The sequence below is a fragment of the Methylobacterium gossipiicola genome (genome assembly GCF_900113485.1).
Taxonomy (GTDB): Bacteria; Pseudomonadota; Alphaproteobacteria; order Rhizobiales; family Beijerinckiaceae; genus Methylobacterium; species Methylobacterium gossipiicola.
Genome location: NZ_FOPM01000018.1, coordinates 37,743 through 64,025, shown reverse-complemented (window position 1 = coordinate 64,025; position 26,283 = coordinate 37,743). Strand labels below are relative to the sequence as shown.

Sequence of the window (26,283 nt, the reverse complement as noted above, 5' to 3'; positions counted from 1 at the left end):
GCCGGGGCGGCTCGCCCCTGGACGAGGGCGCTGCGCGCGGGCGGGGCGAAAGGAGGAGACGCAGGAGTCACGCGGCGATCCTTTCCGGGGCCGTCGCGGCCGGTCGCGCGGCGGCCCCGCGCCCACGTCGAAAATCGGCCTCGGCGAGCTTGCCCGCCACGAGGACGAGGAGCCCGAACAGGGCCATCCCGAAGGCGATCCAGGACAGGTCCCGGCGCGGGCGCTGCTCGGTGTAGGGAATGGGATCGCGCTCCAGGGCTTCGATCTGGCGAATGGCGGCGGCCACCGCCTCCGGGCCCTCGGCCTCGAAGGCGCGATAGGGGACGCCGAGGCTCTTGAAGAACAGGTCGAGGTGGCGCTCGGGCGCGGCCTGGGGCGTGTCCTCGCCGGCCGGCTTGTCGGAGATCGACGGCGAGCCCTTGGTGCGCAGGAACAGCCAGTAGAGGTTCGGGCGGACGCGGGCGAACTCCGCCCGCAGGGTCCCCTGGACCCGGGGATCGATCACCGCCGCGCCGTCCGAGACCATGAGGAGGGCGCGCGAGACATTGGCGGCCTGCGGCCCGAACTGGGCGAGCCCCAGGGCGAGACCGCGCGCCACGTTGGTGTAGTCGAGGCCCGGCCGGTCGATGGCCTGGATGGCGGCGCGTACGGCGGCGTGGCGGTCGGTCATCGGCACCACCAGCATGGGCGCCGTGGAGAAGGCGGTGACGGCGAACTGATCGTGGGCGCGGCTGCCGACGAAATCGCCGAGCAGACGGCGCGAGGCCGCCGCCTTCGATTCCTCCGCGCCCGAGGGCTGACGCCCGGCGAAGGTCTCGTTCATGCTGCCCGAGCGATCGACGAGGATCGAGACCTGGGCGCCGATGCCGGTCCGGGTCACGGTCTCGCCCCGGCGATACGGGCCGGCGACGCCGACGACGAGGCCCACGATGGCGAGGCACCCGGCGCCGCGCAGGGTCCAGCCGATCGTCCGGGACAGGGGATCGGCCGGCCCGGCATCCAGGGACGCCACGGCGACGACGCGCTGGGCCGAACGCCGGAACGGTAGCAGCGCCAGGGGCAGCAGCCACAGGACCAGGGGGGTGTCGACGGCGAACCGGGCCAAGGCCTCCGTCAGGGGGTCGCTCGGCATCATGCCGCCCGCTCGATGGCGGCGAGGCGCCGGGCTAGAGCCTCGAGGGCCGGCCAGGGCAGGGCGGCGCGGGCGGCGGCGAGGCCGGGACCAAAGAAGGCGAGGCGGGAGGCGCCGAGGAGGTTGCCCAAGGCTCCCGCATCCGGACGGTAGGCGGGGTGGCGAGCGAGGAAGCCGGGCAGATCGTCGGCGAGAACCCGGCGGCCATCGGTGGCGTCGAGGCCACGATGCAGGGCGAGCAGGGCCTCGCCATAGGCGGCCTCCGCATCGGGCGCGCGGCGGAGGCGGCGCAGCTGCGCCAGGGCGGCTCCGAACGGGCGTCCGCGCCGCGTCCGGAACGGACCCCAGGCCCGGTCACGGGCAACGCCCGCGAGGGCCAGCAGGGCGAGGGAGGCGAAGCCTCCCGCGCCCCACCACAGGGGGCCCGCATCCACGGCCGCGACGCGACCGTCCGGCCGCATGTAATCGACCGGATTCTCGCGGGTGGGCGGCACCACCTCGCGCAGGGGCGAAATCGTGAACGACCACGCCGGGACCTGCGCCGTGGCGGTGGTGGCGCCGTGGACGCCGACATTCTCGAAAGTGACGGCGAATCCTGGAATCTCCAGGGCGCGGACATCGAGGGCGGCGTAGAAATTCTGGTAGGTCAGGAAGAGGCGGACCCGACGGGCCTCGCCCTCGGAAGTCTTTTCGGGGCCGAGATCCGCGACGCGCAGATCGCGCAGGTCGAGCCAGTAGGCCTGCGGTCCGGGCTGCGGCAGCGAAGCCGCCTGGAGGGAGAAGCCCGCATCCACGACGATGTCGACCTGAGCCCGCACGAGGTCGCCGAGGAAATAGCCGAACGCGCGCGGCGCGCGGACTTCGACGCTGCGAACCTGGGCCTGCGCGGCACCGGCCCAGAGCAGGGCGAGGACGGCGAGGGGAAGCGGACGGACGCGCATCAGGTCCCGATGAGGTGGCGGGTGAGGGCCTCGGCCTCGAACCGTCCGGCGAGGCGGAACGGCGGGCGTCCGTAGGCGGTGGCGATGCGGCGCAGGGTATCGGCACGGGCCTGCTCGTGAGCGAGCCAGCGTCGGCGCAGGGCCGGGCGCATGAACACAGTGCGGCGCCCGGCGCCTTCGAGGTCGTCGAGTTCCATGAGGCCCCAGGCCGGCAGGCCTTCGTCCTCGGACGGATCGGCCAGCACCACGGGAACGAGGTCGTGGCGGGCGAGGCCGGAGAACACTTCCGCCACGAGGGCCTCGGGCCAGCGGAAATCCGAGATCACGAACACGATCTTCGGGCGCCCCACGAGGCGACGGCCCGCCTCGCGCAGGCCATCGGCCCGCGCGGCCGTGCAGGGCGCGGCGAGCAGACGTTCGCGGATGGCGGGGCCGATGCCGCGTCGGCGGGTCGGCGGCAGCGAAACGTCCTCGCGCACGGCGCCGTCACAGCCCAGCAATCCGAAGCTGTCGCCGATGCGGGTCGCGGAGGCCGCGAGGCTCGCGCAGAGGGCGGCCACGAGGTCCATCCGGTCGGCCTCGCCCCGGTAGCGCATGGAGGCGGAGAGATCGACGAGCGCCCACACCTCGACGGCCGTGCGGCTCTCGAACCGGCGCACATGCGTGCCCTCGAACGGGTCGCGCAGGGTCGCGCGCACGTCGATGCGGCGCGCATCGGGCATCCGCAGGAACGGAACCTGATCGCGGAACGTACCGAGCCCCCCGGCATCCCGCCCGCGATGGGCGCCGACGCTCGTGCCCGGCACCCGCCCGCGCGGGCGGTAGACGATGTCGGGCTGCGCGGTCTCGACCCGCGCGGCTTCGCCCGCCGTCATGGGGCCGGCACCGTGTCGAACACGGCGCGGCAGAGATCGGGCACGATGGTGGCGCGGCGCATCTCGTAGACGGGTTCGAGGAACACGCGGTGCGCCATCACATCGGGGAACACGGCGCGGATGTCCTCGGGCACGAGGAAGGTGCGGTTCTCGAGCCAGGCCCGGACCTTCGCGGCGCGCACGAGGAAGGCGACGCCGCGCGGCGAGGCTCCGCCCTGCACGAGGGCGTCCATGTCGATACCGGAGAGGCGGATGCCGGCGCCCCCCGGCCGCACCAGGGCTTCCCACAGGCCGACGACATAGGTCTCGATGGCGGGACTCGCCTGAACCCCGTGCTGGATCGCGCGGGCGATGCCGGGAATCGCCGCGTGGTCGAGGACATCGGCCGCGATGCCGTCGATGAGCGCGTCGGTGTCGTGGAAGCGCGGATCGAACACGAGGGCGCGGCGGCTCTCGGCATCGCGCGGCGCCTCCAGGCCGATCTCCATGAGGAAGCGGTCGCGGGCGGCGGCCGGCAGCTCGAAGGTCTCCTCGCGCTCGACGCGGTTGCGATCAGCGAAGACCTGAAGGTTGGGGAAACGGTATTCGCGGTTGAACGCGGTGAGGCTGCGCTCCGCCATGAGGCGCAGGAGCAGGGAATGCACCTGGGGCCGGGCGCGGTTGATCTCGTTGAAGAAGAAGATCGACAGGTCCTCGGCCCGGCGCAGGACCGGCCCTGGCTCGACGCGGGGTCGCCCGTCCTCGGCGAGATAGGTGTGGTAGACGAGGTCCGTGGGCATCATGTCGACGGTGCCCTCGACGCGCTCGTAGGCGCCCCCGAGCGCCCGGGCGACGGCCCGCAGCAGGGTGGTCTTGCCGACGCCGACATCCCCCTCCAGCAGCACGTGGCCACGGGCGAAGATCGCGATGGTGAGCAGGCGGATCGCCCGGTCCTGCCCGACGACGGCCCCGCTCACGGCCCGCTCGAACCGGACGGCGGCCTGGCGCCAATCGGTGAGCATCGCGTCGCCGGGGCGGGTTTCATTCATCAGGGGGCCTTGGATTCTTCCAACGTAAGATTGAGCCGAGAGACGGTCCGGCCGCCCGGGAACGGCATTTCGTGGCGGGCTTGGCCCTTCGCGCCTCGCGCGGCGCGCCACCCTGTTCATGCCTTGATCGGATCATCGTGAGCCCCCTCTCCCAGACGGGAGAGGGGTTCTGTCGCGCCTGACGCCGACGTTCGTGAGAACGGTCGCCGCACCGACGGACCAATTCGGGGACGGTCCGGAAGGAGCGCCCTGCGCGAGGACGCACCTCGCGCGGAACCGGTTCAGTTCGCCGACAGCTTGGTGACGTCGTACTCGAACTTGCCGGTCTTCTTCGCGGCTTCGATGCGCTTCGCGTTGCGCTCTTCCATGCCCTTGATCGACTCGGCCTGCTTGTTCAGCTCCTTCGGGTCGTGCTTGGGATCGTACTTCGTACCGGCGATCTTCTCCGGGAAGCCGGGCTTCGGCTCCCAGCAATTGCCGGCGGCCTTGCACTTGGTGCCATCGTAAGCCATCGCCGGAGCCGCCAGCATCGCGCCTGCACCGAGCGCCACCGCAAAAATGAACGTCCGCATGTCTGTCTCCTCCGTTTATGGTTGGCGCGGCACGGGCCGCTCTCATTCACCGCGCGGGCCTCGCGCAGCGTGACTTCCCAGGGACGCTAGTTCTCCAGCGGCTTGCACTGGCCCTTCACGTCCTTGGGGAAGGTCTCGCCCTGCTTGTAGGGCGTGTAATTCTTCTTCTGATCGGCATTGAGCCAGACCGCATCCTTGACCGGGCCGGTGTAGAGGTGCCGGATCCACGCGATGGTCTGCAGCATCTCGTCGGGGGTCAGATTCTCGTTGTGCGGCCCCATCATGCCGTTGGCGCCGCCGAAGATGGTGGCGAACAGGCCGGTATCCTCGGTGTTGGACGGATAGGTCCAGTAATTGTCGTTGAGGCCGGGGCCGAGCTTGCCCTCGGCCAAGTGCCCGTGACAGCCCGAGCACGAGGTCGCGAACAGGGATTCGCCGTTGCGCAGGCAAGACTTGTCGTCGATGTAGAGGTTCTTGCCGGTCTGGAGGAACTCCTTCACGGCCGGCGTGTCGCGGCCGCCTTCCTTGCCTTGGGACACGTCGAGCGGTTCACCCGTCACGGTGTTGCGGAAGACGATTCCGGTCTGGGGGCCGCCCGCGGGCTGGGCGAGGGCGGAGAAGCCGGCTGAGAGCCCGGCAGTGACGAGGCCGAGGCCGACGAAACCGGCCAGAAGGCCTTTGAAATGACGCATGAATTCGCTCTGACAGGGGTTTCGGCCGATGGGCCGTACTCTAGGGTGGCCCGCCTCGGGATCAGGCCCGGGGCGGCCGATGCGGATCAGTTCGAGGCGACCGAGAGGGGGACCCCCTCCTGCTTCAGGATCGCGTCGATCTGGGGCTTCGCCTTGGCGATGCCGGCGTCCAAGGCGGCCTTCAGGGCGGTGTCGTCACGGCGGACGCCCATGGATTGGTCGAAGCTCTGGGGCAATTTCTGACCGTCGCTGCGCACGGTGTCGTCGGGCACGGGGGTCACGCGGAGCGGCGTGCTCGACTCCTTGACGTAGCGGGCGACGTCGGGGCCGAAGGCCACGGCGACATCGGCCTTGCCGCCGGCGACTTCACTCACCATCCGGGCCGGATCGATCTGGGTGTATTGATTGCGCGGGGCGCGGAAATTCACCAGCGAGTAGAGGTAGGCCATGTCCTCCTCGTAGCGGCCGATATCCTTCAGCATCACCTCGCCGGGCGTGCCGAAGCCCACCACCATGTGGTCGACGCTCTTCAGGCGCGGATCGGCCCAGGACTTGATGTCGAGATCGCGGTCGGCGCGGGTGATGAAGACGTAACCGCTGCGGTAATATGGCTTGGTGGCGAGGACGCGCGGGTCGTCGCTGTCGAGCCCCACCACCACGTCGCAGAGTTTCTTGTCGAGGCCGTCGCGCACGAGATAGATCGCCGGCTTTTCGATCCACACGAACTGGGCCTTGCGCCCCATGGCCTCGGCGACGGTCGTCGCGATCCGGTTCTCCAGCCCCGATCCGTCCTTCATCGACAGGGGCGGCTGCACCGCCGCGCAGATGCGCAGGGTGGTATCGTCGGCGGGCGCCGGAGCCTTCGCCGCATCCTCGGCGGCGTGAGCTGAGGACAGGCAGGCCAGCGCCAGGAGCGAGGCGGCCGAGAGCGCCGCGCGGCGACGTCCGGTGACGAGCGACATGGAGATGATCCGTTGTTCGGTTGTTCTTGAGCTGCGCGGCGGCGGGACATGGCGTGTCCTCACATTGGCCTTCGCGCGCGGGATCGTCTTGAGAAGCCCCCGCCGACGGGTCGTCGGCGGGGGCCGTGTTCAGGTCGCGGGCCTTACTTCTTGGCGGCCGTCTGGTACTCGCCGACGTTCGGATCGTCGTACGGACCCTTGCCGTTCAGCGAGAACACCATCACGCCGCCGCCCATCTGGGTGTAGTTGGCGAGCTTCTTGAAGGCGCCCACGGCACCGAGGCCGGCGGTCGGATCCTGGAGATCGAACACGAGGCCCACGCCCGGCCAACCACCGACGCCGTAGTAGATGGCGACGTACTGATCACCCTTGTGGCTGTAGGTGATCGGGTAGCCGATGGCGCCCGACGGCAGCTTGAACTTCCAGAGGAGGTCGCCGTTGTCGGAGTTGCGGGCCTTGATGTAGCCATCCAGCGTTCCGTAGAACACGAGGTCGCCGGCGGTGGCCATCGTTCCGCCCCACACGGCGAAACGCTCCATCTTGTCCCACTTATATTCGCCGGTGATGGCGTTGTAGGCCTTGATCTGGCCGAGACCCTCGTAGTTCTGACGGTCACCCTTCGGGCCGGGGTACATGTTCAGCGTCGCACCGACGAAGAACTGACCCGCACGGTACGGAAGCATGAAGGGCTCCCAATCCATGCAGATGTGGTTGATGCCCATGTAGAAGAGCTTGCGCTCCGGATCATAGGAATCGTGGCCCTGGTTGTGGTAGCCCATGGCCGAGGGACAGACGTCCTTGGCGAGGTGGTCCATCCGGGTGCCGTACTCGGGGTCGCGCACCGGCTGGCCAGTCTTCAGGTCGACGGACTTGAAGACGTTGACGGTGTCGTCGAGCTTGTTGGCCGAGACGAGCGAGCCGTCCGTCCGGTCGAGGGTGTAGACGATGCCGTTGCGGTCCGGATGGGTGAGGAGCTTGCGTTCCTTGCCGTCCTTGTCCTTCTGGTTCGACAGCATCATCACGTTGACGCCGGCGTAATCCCACTCGTCGTGCGGGGTCTTCTGGTAGCCGAACTTGGCTTCACCCGTATCGGCGTCGCGACCGAAGATGGTCATCGTCCACTTGTTGTCGCCGGGGCGCATGGTCTCGTTCCACGGCGCCGGGTTGCCGGTGCCGAAGTAGATCAGGTTGGTGCCGGGATCGTAGGCGTACCAGCCCCAGTTGGTGCCGCCGCCGATCTTCCAGGCATCGCCCTCCCAGGTCGCGGTGCCGAGGCCCTTCTGACCGTAATGGGCGTTCTTGACGTTGAAGTCGGGCGCCAGGAGCAGATCCTTGTCCGGACCCGTGGCGTAGGCGCGCCAGACCTGGGCACCGGTCTTCACGTCGTAGGCGGTGAGGTAGCCGCGCACGCCGAGCTCGGCGCCCGACGAACCGATGATCACCTTGTCCTTCACCACGTAGGGGGCGATGGTCAGGGTCGAGCCCATCTTGATGTCGGAGTTCTCGACCTTCCACACCGTCTCGCCGGTCTCGGCGTTGAGCGCGGCGACGTTGCCGTCGAGCTGCGTCTTCAGGATGAGGGCCGGCACCTTGCCGTCGCCCGGCCAGTAGGCGAGGCCGCGGTTCACGAGATCGCAGCAGGCGACGGCGCGGGCGGCCGGGTTCTGCTTCGGCTTGTCCTGCCACAGGATGTGGCCCGGATCGTCGAGGCCGAGGACGAAGGTGTTGTTCGGGAACGAGGTGTGAATGTACATCTTGCCATCGACGACGAGGGGCGCGCCCTCATGGCCGTTCAGCAGGCCGGTGGAGAACGACCACGCCGGCTTGAGCTGCTTCACGTTGCTCGTGTTGATCTGCTTGAGCTTGCTGTAGTTGTCCGAGTCGTAGTCCTTACCCGGCATGACCCAGTTTTCGTCGCTCTTCGACATCTCGACGAGCTTGTCGTTGGCGGCCGCCTGGGTGGCCATCCCGATGGGCGCCAGGGCCATCACGGCCAGCACCGACACGGAACTCAGGTACCTCATCATCGTGCGTCTCCTCAGATGCCGCCCCGTCTCTCGACCTTGCGGTCGCGCGTGGCTGTCTCTCCCGCCGTTTCGGAACATCGCCGCTTCGGGTCCCAGAAGAACCGCTGCGGTCTTAAGCTTCCATAAGACTAGATTTGTCTTATAAGATGCTTATTACTGTTCCTTCAGCCCCTATTTCTAGACATCTTCGCGGCGCGAAGTCTTTAGACAGTCCGACATTTCTAGCTAGGATATTCTGGCAAGTTGAGCTTGAAAATTACGCAGCGGCACCCCGTCGCTTGACCGTCTCCCGGGGCCGTCGCACCACTGTCGCAACGGCGCGGCGAACGGGCCGTCAGGCGGGAGGGGGATCGATGGCGCCAGGGCTTGGGTGGGGGCTCGGACGGATGCGCAGCGCCCTGCGGGACGCCCTTTGGCCCCCCGGCGGGATCGTGCGCCGGATCACCCTCGCGGCCCTGGTCTGCGCCGCCGGACCGGCCCCGGCGCGGGAGCTTCACCCACAGGATATCCCGGGCCGCACCCTCGCCGCCCTCTATCCGCGGGACGGACGCCGCGACCTGACGGGGGAGGACATCGCGCGGTATCCGGGGGCGGGCGTGCTGTTCTGCCACGGGGCGGACGGGATTCCGCGCAAAGCCGCCGCCGCCTGGCTCATCGGCGACCCGTCCGTGGTGGTCCTCAACGCGCACAACTTCCGCAATCGCCGCCTCGAGACCACGCGGGAGGTCGCCGACTGCTTCTTCCAGATCGGCGGGCGCAACTACGATTTCGTTCCCGACACCATCGAACTGGGAGCGGTGCCGGGGTCACACGCGCTGCACATCACCGACGATTGGGCGATCCTGCGCCTGGCGCGCCCCGTCGAAGGCGCGCGGCCCCAGCCCCTGCCCGAGGCGCCGACCCTGGGCGAGGGGCCCATGCGGCTGCCCATCGTGATGGTCTCGCCGGGCGGGCACGAGAACTATCGCGGGTCGGCGAGCCTCGAATCCTGCGCCATCCGCCAGGTCGATCCGCCGAGCGAGGGCGGCATCCGGCGCCTGCGCCACGATTGCAACGACGGCTTCGGCGGATCGGGCTCGGGCCTGTTCGACGATGCCGGGCGGCTCGTGGCGATGCAGAGCGCGTCCCTCTCGATGAACGCGCGCAAGCCCTTCGACATCGACTTCCACTACGGCTCGGCGCTGGCCTTCGAGGGCGATCTCCTCATCGCCCTGCGCAAGGCGGTGGGGGCGCCGACGGGACGCTGAATCGTCACCGCCGCCGGCCGAGGCGTTCCGCGATGGCGATGCCGCCGAGGACGAGGCCGAGGGCCAGGGCATCGTTCCAACGGAACGGCTCGCCGAGGAACAGGACGGCGAGGCCCGCTCCGAAGATCGGCACGAGGTTCACGAACAGGCCGGCCCGGTTTGGGCCGATGAGTTCGACCCCACGCATGAAGCCGAGCTGGGCGGCCAGGGTCGGTCCCAGGGCCACGAACGCGACGATGAGCCAGCCCCGCGGCGTCGGCCAGACCGTGTGGCCGAGCCACCATTCGGCGGCGAGGGGCGGCAGGGAGGTGAGGAAAGCGGCGAGCGCCATGGCGCTGAAGAAGGTCAACCCCGAGACCTTCGGCCGCGCACCGAGCGCGACGGCGTAGCCGGCGTAGAGCAGGCAGGCCCCGAGCATGAGCAGGTCGCCGCGATTGAAGCCGAACTGCGTCAGCACCCGCCAATCGCCATGGGTGGCGGCCACCACGGCTCCCGCCAGGGTCACGACGACGCCGATCGCCTGCGCCCGGCTCACGGCGACCCGATGGACGGCGTAGTTGATGAGGATGACGAGGACGGGAATCGAGCCCTGGAACAACGCGATGTTGATCCCCGTCGTGTAGAGGCCGGCGGCGTAGAACAGGCTCGCGTAGAGTGTGTAGCCGCAGGCCCCCATGAGCAGCACATAGCGCCAGTGCGCCTTCAGCGTTCCCCATTCGGCCCGCAGGCCCGCCCGCGCCGGCAGGACGAGGACGAGGCAGGCGAGGGCCCAGCGCAGGCAGGTAAGCACCTGCGGCGAGACCTCGCCCACCGCCGACTTGCCCGCCACGACGTTGCCGCCCCAGAGCAGCATGGTGAGGGCGAGGATCGGATAGGCCGAGAGGGCCGCTGATCGGTCCTGCGGGGGCCGGGCGGGGGAGGGCGGTGTCACGCTCAACGGATCGGGGGCCTTTCGCGCGGCGAAGGCCCCTCTTCCCCCGTCCGGACCGAGCGGGCAAGGGCCGAGGGCACAGGACACCCGGTCACTCCAGATCGCCCGGGCCGGGCTTCTCGCGCCGCAGGAGTTCGGCCTTGCGGGCGACGCCCCAGCGATAGCCGGCGCGCGATCCGTCCTCCCGCACCACGCGGTGGCAGGGAATCGCCACCGCGTGGGCGTTGGCGGCGCAGGCGCGGGCCACGGCCCGGACGGCGGCGGGCTGGCCGATCCGCCCCGCGATCTCCGCGTAGGTCGCCGTCCGCCCCGGCGGGATCGCCCGTAGAGCCGCCCAGACCCTTTGCTGGAAGGCGGTGCCGCCGATGTCGAGGGGCAAGGCGAGGCCGAGGCGCGGCGCCTCGACGAAGGCCACGACTTCGGCGACCCGGGCGGCGAACCCGGCCTCCGCCTCGGCGAGGTCGGCTTTGGGGAAGCGCACGCGCAGGTCGTGGACGAGGGCTTCGGGATCGTCGCCGAGCAGGATGGCGCAGAGGCCCCGCTCGGTCGCCGCCACCAGAACGGACCCGAGGCTGCACGCCGCCACGCAGTAGCGGATGGCAATCCCGGCCCCGCCCCTGCGGGCGGCCCCCGGCGCCATGCCGAGGCGCTGTTCCGCAGCGGCATAGAACCGGCCCGCCGTGCCGTAGCCCGCCGCGTAGGCGGCTTCCGTCACCGTTGCGGCCTCCGGCAAGGCCGCCGCGAGGCGCTCCGTCCGCACGGCCTCGGCATAGGCCTTCGGCGTCACCCCCGTGAGCTCACGAAACACCCGATGGAAGTGGAACGGGCTCAGGCCCGCGACGCGCGCAAGGGCCGCGAGGGCAGGGGGCTCCTCCGCCGCCGTGATGAGGCGGCAGGCCCGGGCCACGGCCTCGGCGTGTCGGGCGCTCCGGGGGGGATCGTCCGGGCGGCAGCGCAGGCAGGGGCGAAAACCGGCTTCCCGCGCCGCCGCCGGGGTGGCGTGGAAGCTCACGTTCTCCCGGCGCGGGGTGCGGGCGCCGCAGCCCGGCCGGCAATACACACCGGTGGTGCGCACGGCATAGACGAAGCACCCATCGGCCGCCGGATCGCGGGCCACAACGGCGGCCCAGCGGGCATCGGCGTCCGGAAGATCGGGGGCGGCAGCGGGGAGGGGGCTCGACATCGCACGATCCTGGCCCCTCCCGGGGACGAAGGCATCCCGTTCCTTGCTGCCGAAACCGCCCTCACCCGCGCCTCTCCGTTCCGCGGAAGACGGGACCGTTCCTGATGGTTTCCTCATCTCATCGCGCCCCGGTCCGCCTCGAACCCTTATGCGCGCTGGTGCAGATGACGGATGCGGTCCCAGTAGCGGATCGCGCGAACCCCGGCCGATCCATGCCCAGTCCGATGCCCGTCGCCATCCCCCTCACCCCGAATCCTGCGATCCGTGCGCCATCCCGGTTCGTCGTCGGCCAGGACCCGCAGGGATTCTGGGTCGCCACGGAAATCCACGGGCTGGCCGGGGGCCTGTTCCGGACGCGCGCCGACGCGCTGCACTACGCCACCGACGCCACGGAGCACCGACCCGATGCCGTGGTGCTCTCGGCGGATCGGATCGAACTTCGGCTCTGATATCGAACTCCGGCTCTGATCCGGCGCCCGCCCGACCCAAGCGGTCGCGGACCGACGGGCGAGGGCGCTCCGACCGGGCGGGAGGCTTGGTCGGAGGCCGCCGAGCGGGTGCCGACCGGGCCCCGACCGGACCTCCCGGAGCGAACCCATGGCGTTCGCATAAGATATATTATGGAACTATCCCTGACAGAATCAGGGGGCAGGGGGGTTCCTGAGGGCCTTCGGAGCCCTCCACGATGAACCCGGGATTCATCTTGAGCCCGGGGTTCGGGGCATAACTCGGACAAACGGGGCACATTGTGCCATGGAGATCGTTAACGCCCTCGCCTTCGTCATAATCTTGGCTCAAGAAATAATTTATACGGTCGCACCGCCTTGCCGGGCGTGGACCGTTCTGACAGCCCAGCGAAGCGAACGTGATGTCGATCCCCGCGCGTGTCTCCCTCGTTCCGGTCCTCGGCCTTACCCTGACGGCCCTGTGTGCCCCGGCCTGGTCCGAGCCGGCCCCGCTTCCCGTCCTCCATGTTGGGTTGGACGCGCCCGCGCCGGTGCGGCCGGCTTTCTCGGGCCGCCCGGCCCTTCATGCCCGCACCCTAGCGCGCCTGCCGCGCGTCGCCGGCCTCGTCGCCGAGGGCAGGGACATCCGCATCGTGGCCTTCGGATCGTCCTCCACGGAGGGCATCGGCGCCTCCTCGCCGGCCTCGGCCTATCCGGCGCAGCTGCAGGAGGATCTGGAGGCGCGTCTCGGCAAGGCCGGCCACCAGTCGGTCACGGTGATCAACCGGGGCAAGGGCGGCGACGATTCCGAGGCCATGGCCCAGCGTCTCGCGCGCGACGTCCTGGCGGAGAAGCCCGATCTCGTCGTGTGGCAGACGGGCAGCAACGACCCGATGACCGGCGTCAGCGTCGAGCGCTTCGCCGAACTCACCCGCGCCGGCATCCTGGCGATCCGCGCCACGGGCGCGGACGTGATCCTCATGGATCAACAATGGTGCAAGCGCCTGTCCGGCACCGCCGGATCGGAGCGCTACGGCACGGCCCTGCACGAGGTCGCGACGGAACTCGGCGTGCCGGTGATCCGCCGCAATGCCCTCATGCGCGCCTGGGTGGCCAAGGGCCTGCTCACGCCGACGCAGATGATCGGCCCGGACGGCCTCCACATGACCGATGCGGGCTACGACCAGCTCGCCAAGGCCGCCTCGGCCCAGATCCTCGTCAATGCCGGCTTGGCCGAAGACGCTCCGGCCCGGAACTGACCGGACCGCCCTCCTCCCGCATCACGCATCCACCGTCAGGCTCAACCCGTCATAGGCCGGCACCACGTGGGCCGGGAGCTTGCGCGCCAGGGTGGCGTAGTCGAGATCCGTGTGGAGATTGGTCAGCACGGCGCGGCGGGGCCGCACCGTCTCGATGAGTGCCAGGGCGTCCGAGACCGAGTAGTGCGTCGGGTGCGGCGTCTCCCGCAGGGCGTCGATGATGAGAAGATCGAGGTCGTGCAGCCGCGCCTGCGCCGCCTCCGGCATCAGGCTGACATCGGGGGCATAGGCGGCCGAACCGAAACGAAACCCGAGCGCCGCCTCGTTGCCGTGCTCCATGGCGAAGGGCAGGGCCGTCACGGCGCCGCCCGCCCCCTCCACCGTCACGCTCTCCCCCGCCGCGAGGCTGTTCAGGTCGAGAATCGGCGGATAGTCGCTGCCCGGCGGCGTCACGAAGCAGTAGCCGAAGCGGCGCTCCAGGAGCGTGCGGGTGAGGGCATCGGCATAGACCGGGATGCGCTGGTGCATGTGGATCACGAGGGGGCGGACATCGTCGATGCCGTGGGTGTGGTCGGCATGGGCGTGGGTGAACAGCACCGCATCGAGGCGCTTCACCCCGGCCCCGATGAGTTGCTCGCGCAGGTCCGGCGAGGTGTCGACGAGGACGGTGGTGCCGTCGCCCGGCCCGCCCCGCTCCACGAGAAGGGAGCAGCGCCGCCGCCGGTTCTTCGGCTCGGCCGGATCGCAGGCGCCCCAGCCATAGGCGACGCGGGGCACGCCGCCCGACGAGCCGCAGCCGAGGATCGTCAACGTCAAGGAACCCATCGCACCCTCCGGCTCCGTTGGTATCGGAGGGGGCAGGGGCCTGTCACGCCCCCTCCTCCGCTCCAGCCCCTGCCCGCGTCAGGCGGCGGCCTTGTGGAACAGGCGGTGAAAGTTGGCGGTGGTGAGGGCGGCGAACTCCTCGAACGCCATGTCGAGGGTCTTGGCGAGGGACCGCGCCGTGTCGGCGGTGTAGGCCGGCTCGTTGGTGCGGCCCCGGTGCGGCTCGGGCGCCAGGAACGGAGCGTCGGTCTCCACCAGCAGGCGGTCGCGCGGCACGGACAGCGCGATGGCCCGCAGCTCCTGCGAGCGCCGGAACGTGACGATGCCGGAGAACGACACGTAGAGCCCGAGTTCGACCCCGACCTCGGCCAGACGCGCCCCGGACGAGAAGCAGTGCAGCACGGCGGTGAAGGCCCCCTGCCCCATCTCGTCGACGAGGATCGCCTCCATCTCGGCATCGGCGGCGCGGGAATGAATGACGAGGGGCAGGCCGGTCTCGCGGGCCGCCGCGATGTGGCGGCGGAACACCCGCTCCTGCACCGCCTCCGGGGCGGCGTTGTCGTAGTGGAAATCGAGGCCGGATTCGCCGATGCCGACGCAGCGCGGATGCCGGCTGAGCCCCACGATGGTCTCGGTCGGCACATCGGGCTCGTCCCCGGCCCCGTCCGGATGGGTGCCGATCGTGTGCCAGATCTCGGGGTGCGCCTCCGACAGGGCCGCGTAGACGTTCGCCTTCGCCACCCGCGTCGAGATGGTGACCATGCGGGTCACGCCCGCCTGCCTGGCGCGGGCGAGGACGCCCGGCAGATCTTCGGCGAAGTTCGGAAAATCGAGGTGGCAGTGACTATCGACCAGCATTCTAGACTCGATGGTTCTCGACCGGCGCGGCTTCGGCGGCGCCCTCAGCCCGCCGTCGTTTCCGGTTCGACGTAGCGCGGGAACAGCCCGACGGGGGCGGGGAGCGGGGTGCCGGGGACGAGGCGCCCCCCCTCCCCCACATCGGCGAGGCGGCGGCAGTCCGCCGGCACGGCCAGGAGATCGAGGAGTTTTCCCGCCGAGTCCGGCATGAACGGCTGCACCAGGATCGCGATGGCCCGCAGGGTCTCGGCCACCACGTAGAGGGAGGCGGCCATGCGCACCGGGTCGGTCTTGCGCAGCACCCAGGGCTTCTGGGCGTCGAAGTAACGGTCCGAGGCCGTCACCACCGCCCAGATCTCGGCCAGCGCCGTGTGCGGGGCGAGCCGGTCCATGGCCTCGCGGACGGCGCTCGGCAGGGCATCGGCGAGAGCCAGAAGGGCGCGGTCGTCGTCCGTGAAGTCGCCGTGCTCCGGGATGAGGCCGCCGAGGTTCTTGGCGATCATCGAGAGCGAGCGCTGCGCGAGGTTGCCCAGCCCGTTCGACAAGTCCGCCGTGTAACGGGTGACGATGGCCTCGTGGGTGTAGTTGCCGTCGCCGCCGAAGGGGACCTCGCGCAGGACGAAGTGGCGCAGGGCGTCGACCCCGTAGGTGGCCGCGAGGGTCATGGGGTCGACGACGTTGCCCAGCGACTTCGACATCTTCTCGCCCTTGGAGAGCAGGAAGCCGTGGCCGAACACGCGCTTGGGCAGGGGCAGACCGGCCGACATGAGGAAGGCCGGCCAATAGACGGCGTGGAAGCGCACGATGTCCTTGCCGATGACGTGCAGGTCCATTGGCCAGAACTTCTTCCGCGCGTCCGACTCGTCCGGGAATCCCGTCACCGTGAGGTAGTTCGTCAGGGCATCGACCCACACGTACATGACGTGATCGGGATGCCCCGGCACCGGCACGCCCCAGTCGAAATTGGTGCGGCTCACCGAAAAGTCCTTGAGGCCGGAGCGGACGAAGCTTGCCACCTCGTTGCGCCGGGTCTCGGGGCCGATGAAATCGGGCTGCGCCTCATAGAGCGCCAGGAGCCGATCCCCGTAAGCGGAGAGGCGAAAGAGGAAATTCTCCTCCTCCATCCAGGTCACGGCCGTGCCGGTCTCGCGGGCGCGGCGCTCCCCGTCGGGGCCGATCTCCGTCTCGTCTTCGTTGTAGTAGGCTTCGTCGCGCACGGAGTACCAGCCGGCGTATTTCGACAGGTAGATGTCGCCATTGGCCTCCATCCGGCGCCACAGCTCCTGGGCGGCGGCATAGTGCTCCGGCTCGGTGGTGCGGATGAAGCGGTCGTGGGAGCAGTTCAGCGCCTCGGCCATGGCCTTGAAGCGGGCGGCCATGTCGTCGACGAGGTCGCGGGGGCTGATCCCGGCCTTGGCAGCCGTCTGCTGAATCTTGAGGCCGTGCTCGTCCGTGCCCGTGGAGAACAGCACGTCGTAGCCGTCGATGCGTTTGAAGCGCGCGAACGCATCCGTGGCGATCACCTCGTAGGCGTGGCCCATATGCGGCGCGCCGTTGGGGTAGGAGATCGCGGTGGTGATGCCGAAGGTTTTTTCGGAAGCCGGGTCGGTCACGTCGAAGGTTCCCCGGAGGCAGGGTTCAAAAGGATCACGGGACGAATCGCGATGAGGGTCCGTCCGGCTCAAGCCGCGCGCACGGCGCCGGCGAGGTCTCCGAACAGGGACAGGACCAGCGGCCGGCGGTCGAGATTGTAGGTCGCGGCCTCCCGCGCGGCGCGGGCGATCTTGTCACACACCTCGACCAGGGCCGCAAGGCGGGCGGGGTCCTCGTGGGCCCGCCGGTCGAGTTCGGCCGAGACGAAGCGGAACACCGTGTCGAGGCTGGCGGTGAACAGGTCGTCGGCGTCGCGCCCCGAGAGCTTTTCCGCGAGCGCCAGGATGCGGCGCCAGTCCGGGTGGTCGAGGCGGGCGAGCAGGGTCTCGACCTCCGCCACGAGGTTGGCGGTGGCGGGCTCCAGCATCGCGAGCGCCTGCGCCACGGAGCCTTCCGAGAGGGCGATGGCCCGGGCGAGGGCGTCCGGCTCCGGCTGGACGAAGGGCTGCGGAAATCCCGTCACCACCCGGGCGATGTCGGCCTCGGCCAGTGGGCGCAGGGTGAGGGCCCGGCAGCGCGACCGGATCGTCGGCAGCAGCCGGCCCGGCGCGTGGCTGACGATGAGGAACAGGCAGCGGGGCGGCGGCTCCTCCACCATCTTCAGGAGCGCGTTGGCGCTGTTGGCGTTCAGGTCCTCGGCGCTGTCGACGATGCAGATGCGGTAGCCCGCCGTGCCGCCGGTGGAGCCGAACAGCGCGAGGGCGCCGCGCGCCGCATCCACGGAGATCTTCGTCGCCAGGGTTTTCGCCGTCGGCGGCCGGATCCGACGCAGGGCGACGAGGTTGGGGTGCGACAGGGCCGCGACCTGTCGCGCCGCCGGGTGATCCGGATCGACGTCGAACGTCCGGGGCGCGGTGCCGGGCTCCGGGTTGGCGATGAGCCAGCGGGCGACGCGATAGGCCAAGGTCGCCTTGCCGATGCCGCGCGGGCCGCCGATGAGCCAGGCGTGATGCAGACGCCCCGCCCCGATCCCCTCCATGAGGGCGGCCTCGGCTTGCCCGTGGCCGACGAACCCCGCCTGATCGCGGGGACGGGGGATGTTCGGAAGGTCGCCGGCTTCGACGTCCTCGGGTAGGCGTTCAGGCCGCATCGCCGTGCGCCTCCCCGAGAAGGCGGGGCAATCGCGCCGTCACGGCGGTCCGGATCGCCGCCTCCACGGCCTCCGGTTCGGCGCTCGCGTCGATGAGCACGCAGCGCCCCGGCTCGGCGGCCGCGATGGCCCGGAAGGCGTCGCGCAGGCGGGTGTGGAAGGCCAACGCCTCGGCCTCGAACCGGTCGGGACCGGCCTCGGCGCCCTCGGCCGAACGCTTGGCGGCGCGGGCGAGGCCGAGGGCCGGGTCGAGGTCGAGGATGAGGGTGAGGTCCGGGCGGGTCGGACCGACGACGACCCGCTCGAGGCTCGTCACCAGGTCGGGGGCGAGGCCGCCGGCCGCGCCCTGGTAGGCCCGCGTCGAATCCGCGAACCGGTCGCACAGCACCGTCTCGCCCCGGGCGAGGGCCGGGCGGATCAGGGTATCGAGGTGGTCGATGCGGGCGGCGGAGAACAGCAGGGCCTCGGCGAAGGGGCCGTAGGGCTTCGCGACCCCCGACAGCAGGGCCGCGCGGATCGCCTCGGCCTTGGGCGAGCCGCCGGGCTCGCGCGTCACCACCACGGGGTGGCCGGTGCGCAGGCGCGCGGCGAGGCGCCGGACCTGGGTGGATTTCCCGGCCCCCTCCCCGCCCTCGAAGGTGATGAACGCCCCTGTCGTCCCGGTCACGGTTCGCCCGTCACGATTTGGCGCCGACCTTCTCGAAGGCGCGGCGGAACAGGCCGGTGCCGACCTCCATGGCGGCGTCGAGGGCGCGCTGGGGAATCGTGCCCGCCGCCACGGACGCGCCGGCATAGAGCGGCTGGTCGAGGGCCTGGGTGTCGCCGCGCATGATTTTCAGGCGGCCGATGGCCTGCCCCTCCTCCACGGGCGCGACCAGGGGACCGTCATACACCACCTTGGCGGTGATCCGGTCGCCGGTGCCGCGCGGCAGCAGAACCCGCACGGGCTTCTTCGCCACGAGCGGGACGCTGCCCTGGGCGCCGCCATAGACCGAGGCGTCGGCCACGGTCTCGCCCGCCGTGAAGACCTGTCGCGGCTCGAAGGCGCGGAACCCCCATTCCATGAGCTTGCGGGATTCCGCCGCCCGGTCGCGGGCGGTCTTCAAACCACTCACCACCATGATGAGGCGCTGGCCGTTCTGCACCGCCGAGCCCGTGAGACCGTAGCCGGATTCCTCGAGATACCCGGTCTTCAATCCGTCGGCGCCGATGTCGAGGGCGAGGAGCGGATTGCGGTTCTGCTGCTTGATCTTGTTCCAGGTGAACTCGCGCTCGGAGAAGATCTTGTACAGATCGGGATAGGTGTCGATGAGGTGCAGGGCGAGCTTCGAGAGATCGCGCGCGGTCACCTTCTGGTCGGGCGCGGCGTAGCCCGTGGCGTTGCGGAAGGTCGAGCGGGTCAGACCGATCTCCTTCGCCCGCGCCGTCATCATCCGCCCGAAATTCTCCTCCGAGCCGGCGATGCCCTCGCCGATGGCGATGGCGGCGTCGTTGCCCGACTGGACGATGAGCCCGCGCAGGAGGTCAGACAGTTTGATGCGGCTGTTGAGCTGGGCGAACATCGACGAGCCGCCGCCCCCCGCCCCGCCCCGGCGCCAGGCATCCTCGGTGATCTGGAACTCCGAATCCATGGTGAGCCGGCCCTGCCGGATCTCGTTGAACACGATCTCGGTGGTCATCAGCTTGGCCATGCTGGCCGGGGAGAAGGGGTCATCGGCGCCCTTCTCGAACAGCACCGAACCCGAATCCGCGTCGACGAGGATCGCGTGCGGCGCCGCCGTCTGGAAGCTCTGGGCTCGCGCCCCGCCCAGGGCGGACAGGGCGAGCACCCCGCAGAGCAGGGCCGTCCGGGTCGCGTCGAGAATCGTCGCGCGCATCACTCGCCTCACACCATTCGGACCGGAATCCCCAGCCCCCCGCCGCTCAAGCGTGACGATACAGGAATCCGGGGGGAGATCGAACCCCAATCCGCTGCGCCGCACCGTATCCCGACCGGCCGCGACCGGTCGACGCGCATCCGCTCGGTCACGCGGCCGTTCGGCGGCGAACGCTCAGCGCGCCTCGGCGATCCGTGCGCGGGTCGGCTTCGCCGTGGCGGTGCCGGATTTCGCGGCGCCCTTCTCGGATGCGACCTTGACGACCGGGGCCTTCGCGGCGACGCCCTTCGCGGGCGGCGCGGAGGCGAGGACGGGAGCCCGCGCGGGCGCGGCCTTCGCCGATCCGGTCGGCCTGGCGGCGACCGGTGGCGCGGCGGCGAGGGCCTTGGGACTCGCCTTGGGCACCGCCCCCTGACCGGGACCGGACGCCTTCGCGGATGCCATCGCCTTGACCGAAACAGTGGTCGAGCTGGAGGCGCCGGCCTTCGCGGTCGCCTTGCCGGGCGGCGGGGGCGGCGCCCAGGCGGCGGCGGTGCGGGTCAGGGGCTGCCCGATGGCGGGCATCCGACCTCCGGTCCGGTGTGGGCCGTCCGATCCGTGAGTCGGCGACCGGGAGGCCGGGGCCGGGGCGATGGAAGCGACCCGGACCGGGGCGACGGGCTTGAACGACGTCTCGCGGGCGGCGGTGGGCTGGAGGGCGGCGGGCACGGCGACGCCGGCGGCCCGGGCCATGAGCACCGGGGCGGGGCGGGCCGGACGCGCGGTCTCGGCCTCCTCCGGTGCGTCCTCGGCGGCGGGCTTGAACGCCAGGGCCGAGCGGTTTCGGTTGAAACGCTCGCCAGCCGAAGGCTCCGACGGGGCGGACACGCGCGACGGGGGCTCTGCGGCATCGGGGCCGAGATCGGCCAGCATCATCGGGGACGGACCTCCGATGGCGGCGGGCCGGCCATCCGTCCGCAGGGTGGCGAGCAGCTTGCGATCGTCGCTGCCGGCGGTGGAGGCCATGCCGACATACTCGACCCGCACGCGGGAGGTGCCGCTGCGATGGAATTCGAGGGCCTGGGCCACCTCCTCCGACACGTCCATGACGCGGTCGGCATGGTACGGCCCACGATCGTTCACCCGCACGATCATCGAGCGATGATTGGCGAGGTTCGTGACGCGGGCGTAGCTCGGCAGGGGTAGGGTCGGGTGCGCGGCGGCGATGGAATGGCGGTCGAACACCTCGCCGTTGGCGGTCATGCGCCCATGGAAGGCGGCGCCGTACCAGGAGGCCAACCCCTCGCGGACGTAACCCTTGGCGTTCTCACGCGGCACATAGGTGCGCCCGGCCACCACGTAGGGCTTGCCCGAGAAGCGCCGGCCGCCGCCCTTCGGGATCACGTCGCCCTCGTTGTAGAGGCGCGGGCTTGCCTTGACCCCGTATTTCGGGTCGATGCCCGAGCCCGTGGGGCCCGCGAGGGGCTGCTGGGGAGTCTGGGCGCAGTTGGCGGTGGCGAGGGCCACGGCGCAGACGCCGAGGATTCGCCAGGGCGTGCCGGCCGGCAAACCGGACATGAGACCGGCCTTCGTCGAACGCGTCATCCCGATGATCCGCCCCGCCGCCTCCCGCACGCACACACACCCGCGACCGAGGACGGCAAGGCCCGCCGGGTGCCCGGAACGGCGCGAACGGGCGCCGCCTCGGGACACAGAGGTTTGTCGCACCTGCGTAAACGAAGGCTGAAGGAAACGGACAGGATCGCTCGGACATCGGATCGGGGGAGGGCCGATGGGGGATCATGCATCCCCTTCAGATCCCCCCCACACGCCCTTGATGGCGTTCAGAAAAACCCCTCGTCGGAACGGTCGGGCCGCCTCCCCGAGATCCGGCTTTCCGGCTGCACCGCAGGATCAGGATCGGCGCATAAGTGTCTCTCACGAAACCGGCCCGCGATCCGTCCTTTCGGCCCCGATCCGGCATCCCCTCGATCCCGGCGGACGCTCCGCGCAACGGATCGCCGGAAGGCGCCCCCGGAGCGGACCCCAGGCCCGGATGCCCGCCCCCCAGGCCGTCAGCGGGAATCGCCGTCCGTGAGGTGTCGAATGGAGCGGGCGCCGCGCTGCTTGAACAGCAGGTCGAGGGCCTCGAGCATGAGGCCGTGCATCTTGGCGCGCTCGGCATGGGCGATGTCGCGCAGCTGATCGTAGACCGGCGGCTCGAGGTAGACGGACATTTGTCGTGCCCGCTCCTTGAGGGTGGTGCTGGGCCGCGAGCGGGGCGTCCCGACGTCGAGCTTGACGATCTCGGCGCTGGGCAGGGGGCGGCTCGTCGCGGTCGAGGCCGCGACGATGGAGGCGAGATTCGGCCGGACGAGACCCGGTTTAGGCGGCTTTGACATGCTTCGAGACCTGCATCCGCTTCTCGATCCAGGTCCAGAGCTTGCGCACCTCGCCCGCCGCCTGTCCCTTCGGGTTGAACTCAGTGACGCCCTGGCCGACCCCGATGGCGTCCTGATGGTCCGTGCGGGCGACGATGTTGACGTCGGGCAGGATGCCCAGCACCGCGAGACCGTCGGCCGCGTCGCGGATGCGGTAGGAGCGGGGCGGGGTCTGGTTCAGGACGAAGGCGAACTTCTTTTCCAGGCGATAGACGGCGGCCAGGGTCGGCTTGAAGGCGCGCAGATCGGCGGGCGTCGGCCGGCACGGGATGATGCAGAGATCGGCCGCGCGGATCGCCGAGAGGGTGCCGGCGGAATCGACGCCCGGCGTGTCGATGAACACGTAATCGTAGGACGACTCGCGCAGCTGGGCCATGACGGCGTCGATCTGGGTGGCGTCGATCTGAGCGACCTCCGGGCCGTCGGCGGTGCGGTGGTCGAGCCAGTCGGAGATGGTGGCCTGACGATCCATCTCCAGGATGCAGACGGAGAGCCCGCGCTCCTGGGCGGCGACGGCGAGCGAGATGCACAGGGTGCTCTTGCCGCTCCCCCCCTTCTGCGTGACGAACGTGATGGCCTTCATCCTAGCGCCCCTTCCCGGCTCGCGGTCCGTCCTGGCCTCCAAGGGACCGGCGGCGCCGGGCTGTCCTGTGACGCAAGGATGACTCCATCGGGTCTGATCCATCATGGTTAATCAACCCTTAAAGGCCGTCTTGCGCCGCAGCATCCGACACACGGCCACCCCCTCCCCCACTGCCAATCTGAGGTTGATTTTGATCGATAAAAGCGCAACCTCCCCCCTTCTCGAAATGGCGCTTTCGCCTTAGCCTGCGGTGAAACCGGAGGAACCCGTCCGGCATCGGACAAACCTCAGGTAAATTCAGCACCCCGGCCCGTCCCGCCCCAGGAGGATCATGTCTCTGCTCACGCTCACGGCGGATGGCGATGACGTGCAGGCGGCCCTGGTCGCCTCCGGCGTGATCGGCCTGTGGACCTACGACATCCGGGCGGACCGCCTCCTGCTCTCGGGTGACCTGGCGGAGGGGATGGGCCTCGATCCGGCGGATGCGGCCTCCGGCCTGTCCCTGGCCGAACTCCTCGACGGCGTTCACGGCGCGGACCGTGCCCGCGTCGAGAACACCGTCCACGCCGCCATCGTGGGCGGCACGCCGTTCGACGTGGCCTTCCGCACGGCGCGGGGCGGGCGCACCCTCTCCTGGCGCGGACGGATCGCGTGCGACGGAATGGGACAGCCCCGGCACGGGCGCGGCATCGCCCTCGATCTCACCCACGAAGGCGGCCTCGACCGGCCGGCCCAGAACGCCGTGAACCGCATGGCCGAGCACGCCATCGCCCTGCAGGGTCTCGCCGGCCACCTCCACCGCCCCGCCCTCGCCCGGCTCCTCGAAGGCCTCATTCGGGAGATCGGCCACGAACTCGCCCACCATCTCCAGGGCAGGGCGGGCGAGCGACGGCATTAGGGCAGGGCGGACGCCTCGCGCACGGATGCGCCGGCCCGCAGCACCAGGGTCCGGACGGACTCGGCCGCCTGCGCCGGAGACCGGGCCAGGGCGCGGGTATAGGCGTCGATCTCGGATGCGCAGCCGCGCCCGCGCGCCGATTCGGGCGGAACCACGGGCACGGTGAAAGCTCCGATCCGCGCCGTCAGCGCCGTCGCCTCCGCGCCATCGCCCACGGCCTCCCCGGCTGCGACGAGATCGGCCCCCGCCCCGATCCGCGCGCACAGGCTGCGATCCGTGTCGCGGGTCGCCAGCATGGCCCGCAGGAGAAACCGCCCGGCCGCCAGAACCGTGGCCGCGTCGGCCCGGCCCAGGGCCTGCGCGATCCCGAGGGCGGCACGGCGGCGCAGGCCCGCGACGTTGTCGGCCTCCGAATGTCCGGCGCCGTAGGCCTCCGCGTACCAGGCCGCCAACCCGTCGACCGAGGAAGCAATCCCCGCACCGGGGGTCATTTCAAGGACCGGGAGCAGGCGCAGGACCGCCGCCCGCGCGCCGGCCGGGCTCGGATCGTCGTCGAGGGTCGAATCGGGGAACCGCCCGGTGTCGACGGTGTCGGTCACGGCGTGGGCGGCCAGGAGCCGCCCGGGCTCGGGCACCCACAGATCCTCGGACGGCGTCGCCAGGGCTTGCGCGACGAAGGCCGGATCGAGGCCGGCGGCGAGGTAGGCCGCCCGTTCGGGCACACCGTCCGCCTGGACGATCCGGCCGGACGGACCGGCCTCGTAGGGGGCGTGGAAGCCGAGGCGCCCGCCCTCCACGAGGTAGCGCCGGCTGCCGCGCACGAAGGCGAGGGTGCAGGCCGAGACGCAGTAATCGGGCACGTAGGTGGCGAGCCCCCGGGCCGCCACGAGGTCGCCGATGGCCTGCCCCTCCTCCACGAGCCCGCCCTCGCTGGTGAGGTGCAGGCGCTCCACCCCGGGATTGGCGGCGAGAAGACGCCGCAGGCGCTCCGCCGTCCCCTCCCCCAGTTCCCCGGCGAGGCGAATGTCGCGGCCCCGGGGTCCGAGGGTGACGCGGGCGGGGGCGGTGGATGCCTCCGCGTCGAGACCGTCCTGGGGCAACGGGGGCAGGGCCGCGACGGCCTGACGGTCGAGGCAGGCGAGGGCGGCACCGAGGACGAGGCAGACGGCCCCCGCCCCGATCACCCGCCGCAGGCGTCTCCCGCCCCGTCCCACCGTTTCCGCCATCTCCGGTCCTCCGGCGCATCGACCCGATGCGCGGGACCGATGATCGCCCCCGGCCGGGCTCCGGAAAATCCCCCCACCGCCGCGCAACCCGGTGGCGACGTCCAAGGGAAGACCCCGAGAGGAGACGGCACCTGCGGCGGCGCACCGGGACGGATCGATTTTTCGCCGCACCCCGATCGGGGGCGATTTCGTTCCGAGGCCCGGGCGACTATGCCGCAGGAACAGGGCGTTGGGGGCACCCCGAACCGATCACCCCTCGCCGGGCACTCGCAGCAAGTAGGTGTCCATGATCCAGCCGTGACGGGCGCGGGCCTCCGCGCGGGTCCGGCCGATGGTATCGGCGATGGTGCCGAGGCGCCCGGACAGGACGATTTCGTCCGGTGTCCCGAGATAGGCGCCCCAGTAGATCGTGAGATCGGGATCGAGGTGGTCGAAGCGCGGATGCCCGTCGAGCATCACCACGGTGGTGTCGGCGCCGGGCGGCAGGCCGTCGGCGATCTGCCGGCCCGTGGTGATGTGGACGGGGGCGCCGATGCGGTTGAGGGCGATGCGGTGGCTGGCGGCGAGCGCCTGGACGCTGCTGATCCCCGGGATCACGTCGTAGGTGAAGGGCACGCGGCCGCGCGCCACGATGCGCTCGATGATCCGCAGGGTGCTGTCGTAGAGGGCGGGATCGCCCCAGACCAGGAAGGCGCCGCATTGGCCGGGGCCGAGTTCGCCCGCGATCATCGCCTCGTACAGGACCGCCCGGGCGGCGTGCCACGCCTCCACCGTCGCCCCGTAATCGGCGGGGTTGCGGTCGCGCTCGGGGTCCCGCGCCTCGACGAAGCGGTAGGGCCGTTCGGTGATGTAGCGCTGGCAGATCTCGTGGCGCAGGGCGACGAGGCTCGCCTTCTCGCTGCCCTTGTCGAGGACGAACACCACGTCGACGGTGTTGAGGGCGCGGATGGCCTGCACGGTGACGTGCTCGGGATTGCCGGCGCCGATGCCGATGACGCGCAGGGTTCGCACCGTGTGGGGTCCTTGGGTTGGGAATCGTCGCCTTCGATTAAGCGAGAACGATCCGTCTGTCGCCGGGGCGCCGCCCGTGCTATGGCTTCGCCGTCATGACCTGCGCCCGCACCCTGGCACTCTGGCTCGTGGCGACGATCGTTCTGATCGCCGCCGGCCTCATGCCGTCCGGAGCAGAGGCGCATGCGGGCCATGCCCATGGCGGACCGGGCCGCCCCTCCGTGGCCGCTCCCACCACCCTCGCGACCGTGACGAAATCCGTCACCGCCGCGACGGTCCAGGCAAGCCCGGAGACCGGCCTCGCCCGCCCCTGCGACGGGGCCTGCTGCCGCGCCCCCGGCACCCATTGCTGCACCGGCGCCGCCCTCGCGGCCGATCCGCAGGCGGCCCTGCCGCCCCGCGACCCGGCGGGCCGCGCCCTGCCCCGGGCCTTTCCGGCGCGGACGGACGTGGTGCCCGAAGCCCTGCCCGAACCCCCGAGATCCTTCGCCTGACGCCTTCGCGCGTCCCCGTCGAGCCGCCGCGCGCGGTTCGGGGGCGCCGTTCC

General features: G+C 70.7%; 26 protein-coding genes. 5 read left to right on the top strand and 21 right to left on the bottom strand.

Annotation, left to right across the window (positions count from 1 at the left end; all coding sequences use genetic code 11):
• Positions 1 to 67: 67 nt before the first annotated feature.
• From BM249_RS15305 to BM249_RS15270, 8 genes are all read right to left on the bottom strand, one after another.
• A complete protein-coding gene (locus BM249_RS15305; RefSeq protein WP_425284836.1) occupies positions 68 to 1,135 on the bottom strand; it encodes a vWA domain-containing protein in 1,068 nt (355 codons plus the stop codon).
• Positions 1,132 to 2,073, bottom strand: coding sequence for a nonribosomal peptide synthetase MxaA (locus BM249_RS15300; RefSeq protein ID WP_091973430.1), 942 nt, complete (start codon positions 2,071 to 2,073; stop codon positions 1,132 to 1,134). The genes BM249_RS15305 and BM249_RS15300 overlap by 4 nt, the downstream gene beginning before the upstream one ends.
• Entirely contained in the window at positions 2,073 to 2,948 is an 876-nt protein-coding gene (locus tag BM249_RS15295) for a DUF58 domain-containing protein (RefSeq protein ID WP_091973427.1), read from the bottom strand. Before BM249_RS15295 ends, BM249_RS15300 begins: the two co-directional genes overlap by 1 nt.
• Positions 2,945 to 3,976 (bottom strand): AAA family ATPase, encoded by a 1,032-nt coding sequence (locus tag BM249_RS15290; protein WP_091973424.1) that lies wholly within the window; start codon positions 3,974 to 3,976, stop codon positions 2,945 to 2,947. The genes BM249_RS15295 and BM249_RS15290 overlap by 4 nt, the downstream gene beginning before the upstream one ends.
• 281 nt (positions 3,977 to 4,257) lie before the next feature.
• Positions 4,258 to 4,548: a methanol dehydrogenase [cytochrome c] subunit gene (locus BM249_RS15285; protein WP_091973420.1), complete on the bottom strand. Its 291-nt coding sequence runs from the start codon at positions 4,546 to 4,548 to the stop codon at positions 4,258 to 4,260.
• Positions 4,549 to 4,634: 86 nt separating this feature from the next.
• Positions 4,635 to 5,240 (bottom strand): cytochrome c(L), periplasmic, encoded by a 606-nt coding sequence (gene moxG / locus BM249_RS15280; protein ID WP_091973417.1) that lies wholly within the window; start codon positions 5,238 to 5,240, stop codon positions 4,635 to 4,637.
• An 86-nt stretch (positions 5,241 to 5,326) separates the two neighbouring features.
• Positions 5,327 to 6,202 carry a methanol oxidation system protein MoxJ gene (gene moxJ, locus BM249_RS15275; protein WP_091973414.1) on the bottom strand — a complete coding sequence of 292 codons (876 nt, stop codon included), beginning with the start codon at positions 6,200 to 6,202 and terminating at the stop codon, positions 5,327 to 5,329.
• 143 nt (positions 6,203 to 6,345) lie between these two features.
• Entirely contained in the window at positions 6,346 to 8,229 is a 1,884-nt protein-coding gene (locus BM249_RS15270; RefSeq protein ID WP_091973411.1) for a methanol/ethanol family PQQ-dependent dehydrogenase, read from the bottom strand.
• A 353-nt stretch (positions 8,230 to 8,582) separates the two neighbouring features.
• On the opposite strand from BM249_RS15270, the gene BM249_RS15265 reads away from it, so the two are divergent.
• Complete coding sequence (locus BM249_RS15265; protein WP_091973409.1) at positions 8,583 to 9,476, top strand: trypsin-like peptidase domain-containing protein; 894 nt, start codon at positions 8,583 to 8,585, stop codon at positions 9,474 to 9,476.
• Between the two features lie 4 nt (positions 9,477 to 9,480).
• On the opposite strand, the gene BM249_RS15260 is transcribed toward BM249_RS15265, so the two are convergent.
• Together BM249_RS15260 and ada are read right to left on the bottom strand one after the other, a co-directional pair.
• Entirely contained in the window at positions 9,481 to 10,413 is a 933-nt protein-coding gene (locus BM249_RS15260; protein WP_091973407.1) for a DMT family transporter, read from the bottom strand.
• An 85-nt stretch (positions 10,414 to 10,498) separates the two neighbouring features.
• Positions 10,499 to 11,590, bottom strand: a complete 1,092-nt coding sequence (gene ada, locus BM249_RS15255; RefSeq protein WP_091973405.1) for a bifunctional DNA-binding transcriptional regulator/O6-methylguanine-DNA methyltransferase Ada — start codon at positions 11,588 to 11,590, stop codon at positions 10,499 to 10,501.
• Positions 11,591 to 11,802: 212 nt separating this feature from the next.
• Here ada and BM249_RS15250 point away from each other — a divergent pair, with 212 nt between their 5' ends.
• Together BM249_RS15250 and BM249_RS15245 are read left to right on the top strand one after the other, a co-directional pair.
• Positions 11,803 to 12,039, top strand: a complete 237-nt coding sequence (locus BM249_RS15250) for a hypothetical protein (RefSeq protein WP_425284835.1) — start codon at positions 11,803 to 11,805, stop codon at positions 12,037 to 12,039.
• Between the two features lie 419 nt (positions 12,040 to 12,458).
• Positions 12,459 to 13,295, top strand: a complete 837-nt coding sequence (locus tag BM249_RS15245; protein ID WP_091973401.1) for an SGNH/GDSL hydrolase family protein — start codon at positions 12,459 to 12,461, stop codon at positions 13,293 to 13,295.
• Positions 13,296 to 13,316: 21 nt separating this feature from the next.
• Here BM249_RS15245 and BM249_RS15240 read toward each other — a convergent pair whose 3' ends face one another.
• From BM249_RS15240 to BM249_RS15200, 9 genes are all read right to left on the bottom strand, one after another.
• Positions 13,317 to 14,120: an MBL fold metallo-hydrolase gene (locus tag BM249_RS15240; protein WP_091973399.1), complete on the bottom strand. Its 804-nt coding sequence runs from the start codon at positions 14,118 to 14,120 to the stop codon at positions 13,317 to 13,319.
• 78 nt (positions 14,121 to 14,198) lie between these two features.
• Complete coding sequence (locus BM249_RS15235) at positions 14,199 to 14,978, bottom strand: TatD family hydrolase (protein ID WP_091973397.1); 780 nt, start codon at positions 14,976 to 14,978, stop codon at positions 14,199 to 14,201.
• Between the two features lie 44 nt (positions 14,979 to 15,022).
• The gene (gene metG, locus BM249_RS15230) at positions 15,023 to 16,519 is read right to left on the bottom strand and encodes a methionine--tRNA ligase (RefSeq protein ID WP_244528795.1); all 1,497 of its coding nucleotides are present in this window, start codon (positions 16,517 to 16,519) and stop codon (positions 15,023 to 15,025) included.
• A gap of 140 nt (positions 16,520 to 16,659) precedes the next feature.
• Positions 16,660 to 17,721, bottom strand: a complete 1,062-nt coding sequence (locus BM249_RS15225; protein ID WP_091973392.1) for a DNA polymerase III subunit delta' — start codon at positions 17,719 to 17,721, stop codon at positions 16,660 to 16,662.
• Positions 17,711 to 18,388 carry a dTMP kinase gene (tmk, locus tag BM249_RS15220; protein ID WP_244528786.1) on the bottom strand — a complete coding sequence of 226 codons (678 nt, stop codon included), beginning with the start codon at positions 18,386 to 18,388 and terminating at the stop codon, positions 17,711 to 17,713. Before tmk ends, BM249_RS15225 begins: the two co-directional genes overlap by 11 nt.
• A 10-nt stretch (positions 18,389 to 18,398) precedes the next feature.
• The gene (locus BM249_RS15215) at positions 18,399 to 19,598 is read right to left on the bottom strand and encodes a D-alanyl-D-alanine carboxypeptidase family protein (protein WP_143103782.1); all 1,200 of its coding nucleotides are present in this window, start codon (positions 19,596 to 19,598) and stop codon (positions 18,399 to 18,401) included.
• Between the two features lie 174 nt (positions 19,599 to 19,772).
• Entirely contained in the window at positions 19,773 to 21,182 is a 1,410-nt protein-coding gene (locus BM249_RS15210) for a septal ring lytic transglycosylase RlpA family protein (RefSeq protein ID WP_091973385.1), read from the bottom strand.
• A gap of 470 nt (positions 21,183 to 21,652) precedes the next feature.
• Entirely contained in the window at positions 21,653 to 21,979 is a 327-nt protein-coding gene (locus tag BM249_RS15205) for a ribbon-helix-helix domain-containing protein (protein ID WP_091973382.1), read from the bottom strand.
• Positions 21,963 to 22,601, bottom strand: coding sequence for a ParA family protein (locus tag BM249_RS15200; RefSeq protein ID WP_091973379.1), 639 nt, complete (start codon positions 22,599 to 22,601; stop codon positions 21,963 to 21,965). Before BM249_RS15200 ends, BM249_RS15205 begins: the two co-directional genes overlap by 17 nt.
• 331 nt (positions 22,602 to 22,932) lie before the next feature.
• Between BM249_RS15200 and BM249_RS15195 the strand changes: the two genes are divergently transcribed.
• Positions 22,933 to 23,499, top strand: a complete 567-nt coding sequence (locus tag BM249_RS15195; RefSeq protein ID WP_091973376.1) for a PAS domain-containing protein — start codon at positions 22,933 to 22,935, stop codon at positions 23,497 to 23,499.
• Here BM249_RS15195 and BM249_RS15190 read toward each other — a convergent pair.
• Both BM249_RS15190 and cobF read right to left on the bottom strand, forming a co-directional pair.
• Positions 23,496 to 24,725, bottom strand: coding sequence for a COG3904 family protein (locus tag BM249_RS15190; protein WP_143103781.1), 1,230 nt, complete (start codon positions 24,723 to 24,725; stop codon positions 23,496 to 23,498). The genes BM249_RS15195 and BM249_RS15190 overlap by 4 nt on opposite strands.
• 249 nt (positions 24,726 to 24,974) lie before the next feature.
• Positions 24,975 to 25,736, bottom strand: coding sequence for a precorrin-6A synthase (deacetylating) (cobF, locus tag BM249_RS15185; protein WP_091973370.1), 762 nt, complete (start codon positions 25,734 to 25,736; stop codon positions 24,975 to 24,977).
• Positions 25,737 to 25,831: 95 nt separating this feature from the next.
• Here cobF and BM249_RS15180 point away from each other — a divergent pair, with 95 nt between their 5' ends.
• The gene (locus tag BM249_RS15180; protein ID WP_091973367.1) at positions 25,832 to 26,230 is read left to right on the top strand and encodes a hypothetical protein; all 399 of its coding nucleotides are present in this window, start codon (positions 25,832 to 25,834) and stop codon (positions 26,228 to 26,230) included.
• Positions 26,231 to 26,283: the final 53 nt, after the last annotated feature.